A 15456-nucleotide genomic window follows, 5' to 3' on the forward strand; every position below is an offset into this window, starting at 1 on the left:
GCGTCAGTCGTCTGCAAAACAATGCCCCCTTCCAACAAATTATGGACATCTCTAACAGACAACTACTCACCGAAAGATGCACAAATGTAATTGTCGTTGACGCTCAAGTGTAATTGTCGCTGAACAGTTCTCTTTGGGTTTTACGGCCCTGTGCGAGGCTCAGGGTATTGCGCCCACCGCAAGGACAACTGCATTCCCCGCACCCAGCGACATACTCAGGCAATCAGATGTCATACCTTTTTCCAGCGGTATGCTTGGCGCATATATGCCGACTATTCCAAACTTAGAATTAGGCTTTCAATACTATTTTGGTGACAAGGTCCGCAGCGGGCAAGTCAGCGGGGATTATCTCCTACCTTATAATCTCGGCAATGACGCTGTTCTCTTTGGGGAAGCCCACGGTAACTATTGGAATTTCGCCCAGAAACCATCAGGAGGCGCCAGCAACAGGGTAGATTTGTCTATAGGCGCTGGCTATCGCAAGATTATGTCGAGTCAGCTACTTATAGGCATAAGTGGTTTTTATGACACATCGAGACTATTCAACAACTGGTATTCCTCAGGTGGTGTTGGATTGGAAATGGCTGCGAATATGGGCTCCAGTGACGCTGTTGATTTGAACGCCAACTGGTATGGTGACCTGTTCGCTTCCAATAGCATCTTAAACGCATTCAGGAACCAGGGCTCCAGTTTCGATATACAGGCTGGGTATTCCCATGCGCTGTTCGATTCTGCCCTTGACCTTCGTCTAAAGGCTGCCGGTTACAAGTTCGATGTTGGAAATAGTGTTTATGGCTATATGACAGGGGCTGACCTAACAACCAGAGATGGGATGTTCACCGTCCGATATGAATATGGAAATGATAAAGTTAATGGTTCCTGGAACAACATTGGGGCATTTGTAAATGTGGGCTTCCAGATGGAGAATATTATTAAGGGTGAGAGTCCTGTTACCATGCCGGAACCTATATTCAAGAGCCCGCGTAATCTACGAAGGATGCTTACTCAAAAGGTTAAGAGAGACTGGAACCAGCAATACGCTCCTGGGAGGGCTGCTCTTGCCTCGGCTGCGGTGAGTGGTGGATGTGCGTTGAGCCGCACAGCAGCAGGGGGCGACAACAACTTCTTTAGCCCATTCAACGAGGGGGTTGTTCCCTATTCTCAACTCACTCCTGGTGCTTATGTAACGGTAACTTTCACATATACTACAAACTATACACCGCCCCCCGACAGGGATCTAAGCGTTTATGTTCAAGGTGATAATCTCTCGATATATGTGCAAAAGGATACCCCAAATCTTTCCGTAGGAACGCATACTGTGACTCTGCAATTATGTGGATCACAAGATGTCTTCATTACAAACCATGCCAATCCCTATAGGGTACTTTTCGAAGGACATAGGCTTGCTGGAGATTTTACCATTAGCAATATCGTCGTTTGCTTCAATCAGCCACAAACGGAGGTATGTCCTTAAATTAACTAGGAAATAAAGTTCCACATTACAACATAAACATCTTATTAACGTCTCATAACACTGTATCCCTCAACAGACCTCCTATTTGTTGGGGGTATTTTTTGTGGGAAGGAACGCCTTCACATCCTCAGTCCCGTTTCACGGGAATTAACTGATGGAGCTAAAACTGAGGTTTTTAATCACTATATGGTGGTATTTTAGAAAAACTCATGCCTACCCATGTTAGACCCTACCCGAATGAGTATCGTCGCTAAAACGCCGATACGTTCAGCGTATTTTGATGCAATTTAGTGATGTCTGCTGAATCGTTATGGCGTCTCTCGTTGTAATGTTTCTGATGTTTCCATTGTACTGTTTCAGACATTTCAACAGGAAAAAGTTGTTAGTTTCTGATTATTGAGTTGCCACTGTTGTTTTCTGTTCTCTCGAATCTGTCCAACTTGAACTGAATATTATACTTTGGGTTAGGATTTCGGCAGAGTCGATACTTTTTCCCTTGTGATGATACCGTGACCACAATCGTCACTCATAATGTGCCGTATTTACAGCAGAATGACGATAGTAACGGTAGTGACGATTAATTTCATAGTATTTACGGTTTTTCTTGAATGATTTTCTTTGCGGGGGCGGGCGGTTTATAACTTTGAAGATAAAAATTAAGTGAACTGTAAATTTGCGCGCCCTAACAAAACACAGTTACTTAACATCCCTAAAGCATTACATAAACTGATTTTGCGTACAAGTTGCGGACAACTTTTTAGGGTCTAGTTCTTAATCATTTCAATAGGTTACTGGTGGAGGCGGCGGGAATCGAACCCGCGTCCGAAAACCTTCGACCTGAGGCATCTACATGTTTGTTTCGAGTTTTGTTGTCTCGTCTGACTCGTCCCCCTCGAACACGGTACTCATCAGACCAACCCGCTATTTTTTTCGCATCATTCTCAACGGGTCCGAGAAATCAGCTATCCTGCTTTCCCTCGCCTGCTCCACTCTCACAGGAAAAGAGAGGGCAAACGCTAGCCTTACGCGGCTAGAGCGTACTCGTAATTATCGGCGAGTATATTTATTTCCAGCGGATTACCGAGTCGCCGGAGGGCTCGACATGCAACCTCGATCTCAACTGTCCCCGTCGAAACCAGTGCGCCCCCTTTGGAATTTCATTCTACCTGTACTCTTTGACAGGCGTGATAGCGGAATTGTTCCCGAAAAGCAAAGGAAATGAAATTAATCAAAACTATAAAAAACTCTCTTTCCTTGCTAACGCCCCTGAATGCGGAATTTGACCAACCGTTCGAGTTCTCGCCGTTGTTCCTTTTTCTTGATGACTTCCCTTTTGTCATAGGTCTTCTTGCCGCGCGCCAGAGCCATTTCTACTTTTACCTTACCATTTTTAAAATACATTTTCAAAGGTATTAGGGAAAATCCTCTTTCCGCCACCTTACCTGTAAGTCGCTTGATCTCCCTTTTGTGTAGAAGCAACTTTCTTTGTCTCAATGGGTCGTGGTTAAGGAGATTGGACTGCTCATATGGAGATATGTGAGCGTCTATAAGAAATATTTCGCTATTGCGAACTTTTCCGTATGAATCGGACAGATTGGCTTTCCCATTCCGTAAAGACTTGACCTCTGAACCAAGCAGAACGATGCCACATTCAAAGGTGTCTTCAATTTCAAAGTTGAAGAAAGCCTTCCGATTCTTACAAATTATCTTGATGTTTTCAGCCTGGGGGGTTTTCATTATTACTGTTGACTCAGGAAATAATCCCCTGGGAATCTCTCAAAAATCCATCTTTCGAGAAAATCATGAATCTCTTGAGCGGACTGCATCTGAAATGCCTGATGGGTTAATTCCATGCACTCATCATAGGATATTGACCTGATCAATTTTTTCACAAGCGGTATGGATAAGGCGTTCATTGACAACTCATCTATTCCCAGGCCGACCAAAATAGGCACGTTAACAGGATCCCCCGCCATTTCGCCGCACATAGCCACATTGACTCCGTAGGCCTGTCCAGCGCTGACAACCTGCCTGATAAGCCTCAAGACCGCTGGATGCAAAGTGTCGTACAAATAATTCACGTGTTCATTGAGCCGGTCGATCGCAAGGGCGTACTGAATCAGGTCGTTAGTGCCAATACTGAAAAAGTCAACCTCACGAGCCAGAAGGTCAGCTATGGCCACTGCCGAAGGCACTTCGACAAGGATCCCGAGCTTGATACGCTGATCGAACGGAACACCTTCCGCTGCCAGCTCGGATTTCACTTCCTCCAGAATAACCTTGGTACTATGGATTTCAGTGATGCATGAAATCATCGGAAAGAGCAAACGACACGATCCGTAAGTCGCGGCTCGCAGAATAGCCCTTAATTGTGTCTTAAAAAGATCCTTTAAACTCAGACATAGCCTGATGGCTCGCAATCCCATCGCCGGGTTGGTTTCGTGGGGAAGATTCAGGCTGCTCGCTATCTTGTCACCTCCGATATCAAGAGTCCGGATCGTGACAGGATAAGGCTTGTTAAGAGAAACTACCGCCCGATAGGCCTCAAATTGCTCATCTTCAGATGGAAGATCTTCCCTCCCTAAAAACAGATACTCGGTTCTAAAAAGACCTATTCCTTCGCAACCGTGAGTAACGGCTATATCGATCTCATCAACCAGTTCTATGTTTGCAAGGATTCGGATTGTGCGGCCACCATCACGAGTCACGGCAGGTAGCCGACCAAAAGCTAACAGCGATTGATGATAGTTCTTTAGTAGCTCATGTCTCTGACGATATCTGAAAATCATTTCAGGATCAGGATTAAGAATCACTAACCCAGTACTGCCATCTACGATTATGGTATCCCCGGTCTGGACCATCCGGCTAACCTTTTCGAGGCCGGTAACAGCCGGAATCTTAAGCGATCTGGACATGATGGCGGAGTGTGATGTCCTACCACCTACATCAGTAGCAATGGCAAGAACCGATTCTCTTTTCAGTTGCGCTGCGTCCGCTGGTGACAGATCGTGACACACGAGAATAGAATTGGGAGGAAGTTGATGTATTTTTTTCTCTGATGTTACCCCCAGAAGATTCCTCAGGACGCGTTCCCCAGCAAAGTGGACGTCTCTAGCCCTTTCTTTCAGATATTCGTCATTTATAGAGTCAAATGCGGAGGTTATTCTCGACATAATTTCCGACAAGGCCCATTCGGCATTCTGTCGACCTTGCTCTATAGCCCGTTTCGTGCCCTCAAAAAGAGTTCTATCTCTGATCAGGAGCACATGCGTGTCCAGAATATACGAGTGCTCCCCGAGTGGATGGCTGCTATCAATCTGACTCTTTATCGATTCAAGTCTCTTTTCAGCGTTGTCTACGGCTTCCTCAAATCGTGCTATTTCAGCAGGAATCTCTTCCGGACTCAGTATCCTGCACGGACAAATATCTGCCACAAGGCGTTCTATAAGAACTACCTGGCCGATACCAATACCTACGGAAACACCGACCCCTTTGATCATGGTGTTTTCCGGGATCTCCGTCGATCCGGGAACATCGGAATGGCTATTTTTATCTTCTATAGTCTGAATCATTGTTTTCCAGCAACTCGGATATTTGCCTCACCGCATCCTGAGAACCCGGGCCATGAGCGCGTATCATTAATTCAGCTCCGGGAGTCGCAGCCAGTAATAACAAACCCAGGACACTGCGAGCGTCAACTTCCATTCCATCCTTAGCAAGGGTAACCTGACAAGAGTGCTGTTTCATGGTCTTAACCAAAGCTGTAGCCACCCTGGCGTGAAGGCCCAACTCGTTACCGATAACAATCGTTTTTTCAATGAGTTCTGGGTCTAATGTCATTTAGCCTCATGTCCATTCGCGCAGAAGAGAGAAACCCAAAAGCAGCAAAATCAACAGTGGATAAATAAGTCTAGTCTGAGAGAAGCTTTTCTTCAGAACAAAGAAGGAAGCGGAGAAAAGCGCCAATAAAAGCAACACAAGCGCTACCAAACTAGTGACCTGCGCGGCGCCGGCGTGCTCAACAGCAAATATCAGCGCTACCGCTGTCACCGAACCTGAGCAAAGGAATACCAGCCCTCTAAAAACCGAAACCGATTCTTCAACCCACCTGGACTTTAATCTCCTCACTACTTTAACGCCGTCATCCCAGCCGGCATGGAACCCCACGTATCTTATAACTACATTAGGAACATTGTAAATCAACAATGCGATTATCGGAGCCAACCAAAAAGAAGAAGACATCATGGCGATAGATACCGAAATGAGTGATGAAACAGGCCTCAATATTCCCCAAAAAATTCGATCTCCCTGAGCAGCTAGAGTGGACATCAGTCTTTTTTTGATTTGAGCCGGATTTTGGGCGCAGTCCCCTTCTTCAAGCCTTGAAATAGCTCCAATACACATTGGCGCAAAAGCGGGGTTCGTGTTCCCAGATTCAATTTGCCTCAGAGTAACTTCTTTGCGGCGTTTCTCGTTAGTGATCAGCCTGTCCAAGGCTGGAAGTAGGCAAAAAGTAAACCCAACATTTTGCATGCGCGGATAATTCCACATGATCTCAATCAGGAATGATCTAAGAAATACCCGCCAGCCCACCCCTTTCATTGAAACCGCGCTACCTTCGGAATGCTTCATGGGGTCAAAATAAGATACCATAAGAACCCTGTCAATCAATGGGCCGACAAAAGCGCAAAAATAAATCGACAATGCAAAATTGAAGTGAGATCTGCTTTCGTTTCACCAATTTCAGAGTGTTCCAGCTCGTGTCCAGCACGAAAAATACCCTGTCTGAGTTTATTCTTATATCATAATTTACTCTAATTAAATATTATAAATACATATTTTAAAACTTGTTTCATAAATAGATTGTGATATATGAACCTTCTAAAGTCCTTGAAACATTAGGGCCGCAACCAGTTAACACAACACTAACTAGTAGATATCATAGGAGATTTTAGATGAGAAACCGCTCTTATTGCATCCTGACAGTAATTTTGGCGACCCTGATTCTAGTAGCGAACTCCCAAGCCTCTGGGACCGATGATCTAGTTGTAAAAGATTGCGCCGAGCTGTTGAGAATGGCTCAGAGCCTTCAAGATGACGTTAAGACCATTGATACGGTTCTCGGTTCGGCTATTGAAGTCGGCAATATGACCACAATTCGAAACTATAAACTCAAAAAGGCCAGCGCTCAGAATCAGCTTCAGGCAGTTCTTAAAGCTATTGAAATCAGATCATGCGTCAAAAGCAATTGATACTGATCTGCTAAATCGTCATGCGGGGCGGCTGCAAAGCAACTACTCCAATGAAGAGAATTTGTCCTCCTCGCCTCATTTAACAGTGGCAGGACTTTGTTGCTCTGATTTTTCGTTGCTGACGGTTGATTGTCTTGAATGTTTTTTCTTTGAAGCCATCAAATGACTGATTCGAGTAATCACAGGCCGTACAGCTCTGGAAACATTCAATTCACATCTTGAAATTGGGAAAAGCACTGGTTTTTCAGCTCCCACTTCTAGTTCTCGACCATCTTCCACAGATCGAATAAAAATTCTGGACAACTGTTTATCTGCAAACATACAAAAAAGTTCGTGAGTTTCTCCGTCCAGCCACGATATAGCTTTATTGAATGTCTGAGTTGATTGGACCCCTAGTACGGCTTCTGCGTATCGGATAGCTCTATCGGGAGCCAAACCCAAATCCATTATGCACAGAGCGAGCTTAAGTGTCACCACGTCCTGAATTAAGAATGATTCTTTCTTGTTGTTGGAGTTGAGCCGTCTTATCAGACCTTGGCTCTCCGCTTCCTTGAGCTTCTCTGCGCTATCAACATCGAGAAGATACACCGCTTCGTCCATAGTCACATGTTTACTGAACATGGCCAGCCCTCAATCGAATCAAATGATTTTGGGGAACTGTATCGCAAGCTCCCCGGTCATTGTTTAGATAGCTCATCTGCCCTATCCGCAGCCGCAGCTACCGTTTCCATAAGCACTCCCCTCGTTCCCGCTCTTTCTAAAACCCTCAGCCCATTGATGGTGGTTCCTCCAGGTGAGGTAATCATGCCTTTTAACTCGCTCAGCGGTTTGCCCTCGGCGGCCATAGACGCCGCCCCAAGAAAAGTCTGTATGGTCAGTCTCGAGGCTATGTCTCTTGAAAGGCCAAGGAGAACCCCTGAATCAATCATGGCCTCCATAATGACAAAGAGATAACCTGGACCGCTTCCGGAGAGTCCGGTCACTGCGTTAAGGTTCTTTTCGTCAACAACTACAGTGGAACCTACAGCATCGAATAGACGAATGGCGGTCTCAAGGTCTCTGTCGTCCGCTGCGCCCGCCTTGCACAAAGCAGTAGCGCTTTGGCCGACCATGGCCGCAGCGTTGGGCATAGCCCTAATAACACGCCTGTCATGTCCCACCTTTTCCAATAGGTGTTTGGTGGCTATTCCGGCTGCGATTGATATCAAGAGAGTTTCTCTGTGGAGCGATTTAGCCAGACAATCGAGAACTGTGTCAATGACCTGCGGCTTGACCGCCAGCAGGACAACGCTGCAGTCTTTTTTCAAGGTGTCTTCCAATGAATTGGAAACCAGAACTCCCAGTTGACTTTTCAAAGTCGCCGTTTTACCGGAGTCAATGTCAAAGACTGTAATGTTCCGCGCCTGCGTGACTTTGGCTCGAACCAAGCCATGAACTATGGCGTTACCCATGGCGCCGACGCCGATAAGCGTTATGGTAAGATTCTCAGTCTTCATTTCAAAAACATCCGTAGCATAGATTATTCCTATTGCTTTTATCGAGCATTTGAATACATAAAAAAGATATATTAAACTTCATCGTAACAGGGTCCATTCGTTTTATCTAGCATGGAAAGAGATCGTATCAAAATTTTTATGAACCTGGAGAAAAAAGAGTGATCAAAACCGACATATTTAGACTGGACGTACGTGGGCTCAAGTGTCCCGATCCCGTCATTCAGACAAAAAAAGTCTTTGACAAGGGAACGGTTGGTCGTTTGCAAGTGATTGTAGACAATGACGTCTCAAAGGAGAATGTCTGCCGATTCGCCAGGAATCAGGGGGCTGACGTTCAGGCGCCACGAAATGAGGGCGCGGACTGGGTCATAGACATCTTCATAAAGAATCGGGCAGCGTCTTACGAAGAAAAGGAAGAACTGATTCCCTGTCCAATCCCGTTTACCGAAACCGCGTCTGTCAAAAACGTGGTCTATATTGGGTCGGACAAGATGGGTAGAGGGAATGATGACTTGGGGCTCAAACTAATGCGAGGGTTCCTTAGAACCTTGATTGATGTTAATCCTCATCCTTGGCGAATTATTTTCATAAATTCGGGAATAAAACTGACTACAGTCGATCAGGAGGCGGTGGACGCATTGGTCATCCTTGAAGAAAGAGGCGTAGAAATTCTCTCTTGCGGGACCTGTCTCGAAGCCTTTGGGTTAAACGATCAGTTAAATGCAGGGCGTGTAACAAACATGTATGAGGTCATTGAATCCCTCAACACGGCTTCGAAGGTGGTTTCACCTGGTTAAAGTTGTTTACGACCACTGCGCTGTCATTTCTGGCGCACAGGAAGCTCAACAATGAAGCATGCTCCTTGGTCGTCGGAATCCTTGACTCGAATAAAACCGTTGTGATCAGAAACAATCGCGCTGACTATTGTTAATCCGAGCCCGGTTCCTCCCTGTTTCCTTGTGAAATATGGGTCGAATATTCTTTCTCTATCTTCGGGGGCTATCCCTGGGCCATTATCGCATATACTGACTGAGGCTATCCTAAGGATAGGCTCATACCCAGATTGGATCTCTACCTTACCGTGCGGTCCGGCCGCTGCCACCGCATTTTCAAGAAGATTCATGATAGCTCTTTTCAGTTGCTCTTTGTCCAGGTCAAGAATTGGAATCGAATCGTCGGGAATGAAGCGAATTTCCATTCCCTCATTTGCGGCCCGGTATAAAGGCGTTACCTCTTTGATAATGTCATTCAGTTTGTTGGGGGATGGATTGGCGGCAGGCATTCTTGCAAACTTGGAGAACTCATTAACCATGTTCTTCAGTTGTTCAACCTGATCAATGATAGATTCGGTGCATTGGTCAAGGACCCTGCCGTCCTCTCCCAGAGCAGCGAGGTACTTGCGTCTTAACCTTTGGGCGTTCAGTTGAATCGGGGTTAGAGGGTTCTTTATCTCATGCGCAATCCTCCTGGCCACTTCTCGCCATGCCGCCATTCGTTGCGCCTTGACCAGGAAAGTCAAATCCTCGAACACTAAAACGACTCCCAATTCAGCTCCCGCTTCATCTTTCAGAATGTTGGCAAAACAAAGGAGGATCAAAGATTTCTCAAGGAATGAGATTTTCAGTTGTTTTTCAATAGCGCCTGATTCGGATTCCCTCAGATCCGATATTATTTTTTTAAGACGTTGCGCCACTTCGTCAGCAAGTTGAGCAAAGAGGCTCGAACCGAGCCCCAATTCAGAATCTAATCCTAAAAGCTTAAGTGATGAAGCGTTGAATGCGGTCACTCGCTCTTCAGCGTCAATGGCGATAACACCGGCGGCCACATTTTTTAGAACCGTCTGAATATATTTCCGCCGGTTTTCCAGATCGGCGTTTACTCTAAGAAGCTCATCCCGCCCTTGTCTCAAGTCACCGGCCATTTTGTTAAAAGAGCGTACTAGCGCCCCTAGTTCATCGTCTCCTATCGGCTCAACAAAAACATCGAGATTCCCCGTTGCAATCTGTTGGGTTCCCTCAGCGAGACTCTGAATCGGATCCGTTATCTCCCTGGCCATACTCATTCCAAACCAGAAGCCGACAAAGATCACGAGAAGAGCCACAATCAACAATATCAATATATAAGTGGTCTTTACCGGACCCTTAATGCGTTTGGCCTCCTGGTAATCGTCAAAGGCCTTGGTTATGCCGAAGAGTTTACTTGAAAGGGCCTTTGGGATCACGTAATCAGCCACCAGAACTCCTGCTATTTTTTCCCCTTTGCCGGAGAATACTGGGACGATGCCTCTAACCAGATCCTCACCGGAATCAAGTTTGATTACTGTGGAAGCGTCAGAACCTTGACGACCTATTTTGAGAAAACTTGGGATCACTTGCGGAATGGTAACGTCTCCGAGATTGCCGGAAGAAATTTGCAACGGTTTGCCGTGTTCCCCGAAGTAGACATGAACTACGTTCAAGCCCAGATTGGGCATCTCGGACATTATAAGGTTCGTGGTTTTTTCAGGTTGATCAGCGGATGTGATATTGTTCCGCATAAGTTCATCAGAAAGTCTCTCTGCGCTTTTGGCAACGTTTTCGGAGGCTTTCTGGTGGTAGGCCTGGCCGATAACCACAGCGGATGTCAACGCTTCTTCGATTTGAGAAGCGAACCAACTGTCTATGGTGGTATGCAGGACACCGGCGCTGGCGATAAAGAGCACCACTGTGGGCACAAGAGTCAGGGCTACAAAAGCAAGTATTAGCCTGGTTTTTATTTTTGAGCCCAGGACTTTGCCTTTACGTTCAAAGACGAGCTTGAAAAGGTTCCTTATGAGAAAAAATATAATCAAGATGAGCAGGAGTATTACAATTCCAAGCAGGGAGAACAGAAGCAAGTGTCCGCTAAAAGGCCCCTCACCTCCGGATCTGGTGAGTTCTGAACCAGCGAAAAGCAGCGCCACAATCGCCAGCGCTGAAAATAAAGAAACAACAAGTTCTCTTCTTCGTTTCTTTTTCTCAAGTTCGATTTTGAAGTTTTCTTTCAAGAGGTCAACCTTGACATTTCATGAAGCTCATCATCACTAAAACCAAAGTGGTGTCCGATCTCATGAAGGATCACATTACTTATCACCTGGACAATGTCTGTCTCTTTTTCACAGGAACGAAGTATTGGCAATCGGAACAAGTAAATACGGTCAGGTAGAAGATTAGTCTGAAAAAAACTGCGTTGGCTAAGTGGATTTCCGACATACAATCCAAGTAATCGCCACTTTGAACTGATATTCAAGGACTTCAAAATTTCTGCGTCCGCAAAATCTTCGACCATAATTTCTACGTTTTCAAGGTGTTCAAGAAAACTAGCCGGAATTTTTTCCAGGGCTTCAAGGGCTTTTTTTCGGAATAAGTTTTCATCCATGGGAGATTGAACTTGACATGTTACAAAAATAGAGATTAGAGGATGCTCTAACAGAAAAGGGCATAAATGTGAAGTTGTTGAATGAATCTGACAGTAGAATATTTGTGGTGGTCGGTCTAGGCAACCCGGGTAGGAAATACGGCTCTCACAGGCATAACATTGGCTTTATGACTGTCGACGCGCTAGCTGATGAACTTGCCTGTACGTGGTCTCCCGTCAAGCATGAAGCTTTGACATGCCTGGCAGAGTATGGGGGACGGAAACTAATACTGGTAAAGCCGCAAACCTTCATGAATCTGAGTGGCAAAGCTGTGTCCAAGGTATTTTTAAATCGAAATATCGATTACAGGGCATTGATTGTCGTTCATGATGAACTGGACATAAGTCTTGGGAGACTAAGAATTAAAGTGGGCGGGGGTGATGGTGGCCACAGAGGGGTCAGATCGATAGCCGACTCGCTTAGATTCAGAGATTTCATCAGAATCCGTCTCGGGATAGGGAGGCCTCCGTCGGGAATCGCTGCGGAAGACTATGTGCTGAGTCCGTTTCAGCCTTGTGAGATTCCAATTGTGAAACAACTCATAGCCTTGGGTGTAGACGCTATCAAGTTAATCATAGATAAGGGTATTGAAAACGCCCAACATGTAATTCATACTACTAAGGATGTCGCAATAGTCGACTCCGAATCCGTATAAGGTTTTCTCTTGCCTATCTGGACTAATTGTAATAAAAGTATAACTTCGAACCTATGGAACGTTTGTAGGGGGTAACCACACAAATGAATGGAACTATGGTGAGCGAAGATCACGCTCCGCTCCAAAGATTATTAAGACCACTTATCAAGGCGCTTAGAACCGCCTATATACAAGGCAATAGAGTAGTGAAGCTGATGCCCTCCGAAAGGGCCATCCAGCTCTATTACAAGTATCGCCGCAAGAGTTACGATTTGCAGTGGTCCATGGACCCAGGATATAGAAAAGGTCTCAGAAAGCTTGTCGAACTGGTGATTGAAAAGGGAGATCACGTGCTTGATGTGGGCTGTGGAACAGGCTCAGCCACCGTGGTCGCGGCGCGGCAAGCAAAGGATGTCGTTGGAATTGATCTGTCTCCCCACATGATCGAACTGGCTGAAGAAAAGACTAAGAAGAAGAATATTTGTAATACGTGTCTATTCTCGACTTCGGTTGAAGACTACAGTCCGGATTCAAAGTTTGACAAGGTTATCAGTTCATTTATGATACCTCACGTCAAACCGCATCTGCGCCCCACTATCTACTCCTGCATGTATAGTTTTCTCAAACCTGGAGGGGTTGTCGGTTTATTCGGGTCGCGTGGAGAAGTCTGTGATGTCTACGAGACAACAGAGGAAATCCTTGAGAATTTGACTAGGGCTGGATTTACAGACATAAAACTCTATGACGTTTATGACATTTATCGGATCGCAGTAGCAAAGAGACCGGAAAAAGCCTAGCTTATTTTCTCCATAATATACCAAAAAGCCCCTTGATGCGAATATGGCGCCAAGGGGCTTTTTGCTTGTTGGGATTTAGTAACGTGATGTAAAAAGTGATTCGTTAGAAATCCGGTGTCAAAACGATTCGTTTCATCAGTCCGCCGCTGTGCGCTTCTTCGAACGCCTTTTGAATTGTAGACATCGGGCGTGTTTCCAGTAATGGATCTATCTTTATCGCTCCGGACTGAACCATTTCCAAAACGTTCGGGTAATATTTCGGTAGGCATCCCCATGTGCCTATGATTTCGGCGTCAAACGCCATCAATCTTGAAATGCTGTATGAATTTTTTTGAAGTCCAAAACCCACAACGACTAGTTTTCCTATGAAGCCCAGAAGGCCAAGAGCGATATCTTGAGCTGCGCCAACGCCTGTGCATTCAAATATTTTCCATCCAGTGTTGTGCCTTACCTTCGACTGTTTAGCTATTGCTTTAAATTCTTCCTGAATAGCCTTGAAATCTTTGTCCTTGGTGTTGATTACATAGTCCACGCCAAGTTCTATAGCTCTTTTTAGTTTTTCCTCATTGCGAGCCATCCCGACAATCGGTCCGGCGCCGAAAGCTTTTGCGACCTGGGCCATATACACGCCTACACCACCGGTAACGCCAGTAATCAATACTGGGTCCCCTGCGGTCAAACCAGCCCGAATTGCCGCCTGATAGGGGGTAGTAGCCGCATCGGCGACAACCGCATAATTCTCTAGCGGCCTGCCTTTTAAATCATCTATCACACACAAATCAGCGGCCGGAACAGGAATATGGCTGGAAAAGCCTCCATAAATTCCGAGAGAGTTTCCGGGCATCTTTTGAGCCAGACAACGATTGCCCCTCCCTTTTCCGCAAATATCACAAGAATTGCATGGCATTACTGCAGGGACTATTACATTCTTTCCGACCCACGAACCTGCCCCTGGACCCGCCGCCACAACAGTTCCAGAAATTTCGTGGCCAAGGGTTAATGGCGGCTTTGTTACAGTCGGCACGCCATCGTAGAAATAGGACATGTCAGTGTGGCAAACCCCACAACCTGCGATTTGGACCAGAACTTCACCTGCGGCCAGTTCCGGAACAGGTATTTCTGTTTTTTTCAGTTCTCCCGGAGCAGTGACTTTACGAGCTTCTTTGTCATAAGTCGGCCCCTTTACCATTTGCCAAGTGAATATTTTATCCGGAACGCTCACGCTAGTACCTCCTGATTCAGACTGTAGATTATAGGTCATTCATCCTTGGAAGAACAACCAGAGGATTTCTTCATCCCATATTGGATTCTCACAGTTAAGATATTTCCATGCAGATACTTCTGTCAAGCGAAATTCTGTATCAGCTCAAAAATCACGGTCAAGCAGCTAACTGTCTATTTATTTTTGGTTATCCAATTAGCAATGATTGTTCTTTGTATATTTACACGTTCAGCATGAAGAACACGATGTTACACGCCAATTAGTAAGAATTGACATAATTGTTTAGCAAACCCATCATTTCCAAAGTCAAAGGCCCTGGCCGTCCCGAACCAATGACGTTGTCGTTCAAACGCACCACCGGAAGAATGTTTCTTGTGGTGGAAGCAAGGAAGGCTTCCCGAAATGTGGTGACTTGATCCAGGGTGACAGGTCGTTCAAGGACCTCAATTTTGTCGTTGGATTTCATTAGCTCCAGGATCGCCCGTCTTGTGACGCTGTCGAGAATACGACCGTCCAGTGGGGGTGTTATAAGTTGACCGGACTCCAGGATGAAAAAAACGCTGAAAGTAGAACCTTCAAGTATTGTTTGGAGGTCATTTGGGCATACAAACAAGGTATCATAAGCGTCAAATTCGGGAACAACCGTTTGATGGGCTATGACCGCGCCGATGTAGTTCAGGAGTTTCACACCGGGAAACATTCTCTGGTGAGCGAAAGTAGCCAAAGCGACACCGTTTTCATAAAATTCCGTTGGTGGACTGAACATTTTTTGCGCAACTATATAAAGATGGGCGCCTCCGCCTGATTGTCTCATGGTTTCGCCCTGAAGTCCTCCACTGAAGATTATGTCTATCAGCAGGTCGGCGCTGTCCAACTCCTTATTCTTATCCACAATCATCATTAGAACGTCCTGAAGCTCTGAACGGGATTTCGGGGGTTGCATGTATATCAAAGATGCGGACTTGTAGAGACGATCCAGATGATCTTCCAATCTGAAGATCTTCCCGTTGACTGTTCTGCAAGCAGTAAATATACGATATCCTCGCAAAGTGCCGCTAATATCTTCCGAGTAAGGGAACACCAAATCCTCTGTGTTCACAAAATGATCACGCTGATAAGAGAGCATCATATTTCTCCGGGATTTT

15 protein-coding genes and 1 other RNA gene are annotated in these 15456 nt (G+C 45.7%); 5 read left to right on the forward strand and 11 right to left on the reverse strand.

The window, feature by feature from the left end:
• Positions 1-133 precede the first annotated feature (133 nt).
• Complete coding sequence (locus tag WC647_04340; GenBank protein ID MFA6221521.1) at positions 134-1474, forward strand: hypothetical protein; 1341 nt, start codon at positions 134-136, stop codon at positions 1472-1474.
• 792 nt (positions 1475-2266) lie between these two features.
• Here the strand turns inward: WC647_04340 and ssrA are convergent.
• The 5 genes from ssrA to WC647_04365 form a co-directional block, all read right to left on the reverse strand.
• Positions 2267-2622, reverse strand: a transfer-messenger RNA (tmRNA) gene (ssrA, locus tag WC647_04345).
• A 109-nt stretch (positions 2623-2731) separates the two neighbouring features.
• Positions 2732-3211, reverse strand: a complete 480-nt coding sequence (gene smpB / locus WC647_04350) for an SsrA-binding protein SmpB (GenBank protein MFA6221522.1) — start codon at positions 3209-3211, stop codon at positions 2732-2734.
• Between the two features lie 2 nt (positions 3212-3213).
• Positions 3214-5046: a phosphoenolpyruvate--protein phosphotransferase gene (gene ptsP / locus WC647_04355; protein MFA6221523.1), complete on the reverse strand. Its 1833-nt coding sequence runs from the start codon at positions 5044-5046 to the stop codon at positions 3214-3216.
• Positions 5024-5314: an HPr family phosphocarrier protein gene (locus tag WC647_04360; GenBank protein MFA6221524.1), complete on the reverse strand. Its 291-nt coding sequence runs from the start codon at positions 5312-5314 to the stop codon at positions 5024-5026. Before WC647_04360 ends, ptsP begins: the two co-directional genes overlap by 23 nt.
• Positions 5315-5320: 6 nt before the next feature.
• Positions 5321-6127 (reverse strand): PTS system mannose/fructose/sorbose family transporter subunit IID, encoded by an 807-nt coding sequence (locus WC647_04365; GenBank protein ID MFA6221525.1) that lies wholly within the window; start codon positions 6125-6127, stop codon positions 5321-5323.
• A gap of 302 nt (positions 6128-6429) precedes the next feature.
• On the opposite strand from WC647_04365, the gene WC647_04370 reads away from it, so the two are divergent.
• A complete protein-coding gene (locus WC647_04370) occupies positions 6430-6726 on the forward strand; it encodes a hypothetical protein (protein ID MFA6221526.1) in 297 nt (98 codons plus the stop codon).
• A gap of 75 nt (positions 6727-6801) precedes the next feature.
• On the opposite strand, the gene WC647_04375 is transcribed toward WC647_04370, so the two are convergent.
• Both WC647_04375 and proC read right to left on the reverse strand, forming a co-directional pair.
• A complete protein-coding gene (locus tag WC647_04375; protein ID MFA6221527.1) occupies positions 6802-7347 on the reverse strand; it encodes a hypothetical protein in 546 nt (181 codons plus the stop codon).
• A gap of 56 nt (positions 7348-7403) precedes the next feature.
• A complete protein-coding gene (gene proC / locus WC647_04380; protein MFA6221528.1) occupies positions 7404-8222 on the reverse strand; it encodes a pyrroline-5-carboxylate reductase in 819 nt (272 codons plus the stop codon).
• A 158-nt stretch (positions 8223-8380) separates the two neighbouring features.
• Between proC and yedF the strand changes: the two genes are divergently transcribed.
• Positions 8381-9019 (forward strand): sulfurtransferase-like selenium metabolism protein YedF, encoded by a 639-nt coding sequence (gene yedF / locus WC647_04385; protein MFA6221529.1) that lies wholly within the window; start codon positions 8381-8383, stop codon positions 9017-9019.
• Between the two features lie 23 nt (positions 9020-9042).
• On the opposite strand, the gene WC647_04390 is transcribed toward yedF, so the two are convergent.
• Both WC647_04390 and WC647_04395 read right to left on the reverse strand, forming a co-directional pair.
• A complete protein-coding gene (locus WC647_04390) occupies positions 9043-11247 on the reverse strand; it encodes an ATP-binding protein (protein ID MFA6221530.1) in 2205 nt (734 codons plus the stop codon).
• Positions 11244-11618, reverse strand: a complete 375-nt coding sequence (locus WC647_04395) for a metallopeptidase family protein (GenBank protein ID MFA6221531.1) — start codon at positions 11616-11618, stop codon at positions 11244-11246. Before WC647_04395 ends, WC647_04390 begins: the two co-directional genes overlap by 4 nt.
• Before the next feature lie 68 nt (positions 11619-11686).
• Between WC647_04395 and pth the strand changes: the two genes are divergently transcribed.
• Positions 11687-12313 carry an aminoacyl-tRNA hydrolase gene (pth, locus tag WC647_04400; GenBank protein ID MFA6221532.1) on the forward strand — a complete coding sequence of 209 codons (627 nt, stop codon included), beginning with the start codon at positions 11687-11689 and terminating at the stop codon, positions 12311-12313.
• Between the two features lie 83 nt (positions 12314-12396).
• On the forward strand, positions 12397-13089 hold the full coding sequence (locus WC647_04405) for a class I SAM-dependent methyltransferase (GenBank protein MFA6221533.1): 693 nt from the start codon (positions 12397-12399) through the stop codon (positions 13087-13089).
• A 103-nt stretch (positions 13090-13192) separates the two neighbouring features.
• On the opposite strand, the gene had is transcribed toward WC647_04405, so the two are convergent.
• Both had and WC647_04415 read right to left on the reverse strand, forming a co-directional pair.
• Positions 13193-14311, reverse strand: coding sequence for a 6-hydroxycyclohex-1-ene-1-carbonyl-CoA dehydrogenase (gene had, locus WC647_04410; protein ID MFA6221534.1), 1119 nt, complete (start codon positions 14309-14311; stop codon positions 13193-13195).
• A gap of 259 nt (positions 14312-14570) precedes the next feature.
• Positions 14571-15437: an aminotransferase class IV gene (locus WC647_04415; protein ID MFA6221535.1), complete on the reverse strand. Its 867-nt coding sequence runs from the start codon at positions 15435-15437 to the stop codon at positions 14571-14573.
• Positions 15438-15456 lie beyond the last annotated feature (19 nt).

The sequence above is a fragment of the Desulfomonilaceae bacterium genome (assembly GCA_041662605.1).
In the GTDB taxonomy this organism is placed as follows: Bacteria; Desulfobacterota; Desulfomonilia; order Desulfomonilales; family Desulfomonilaceae; genus CAJBEZ01.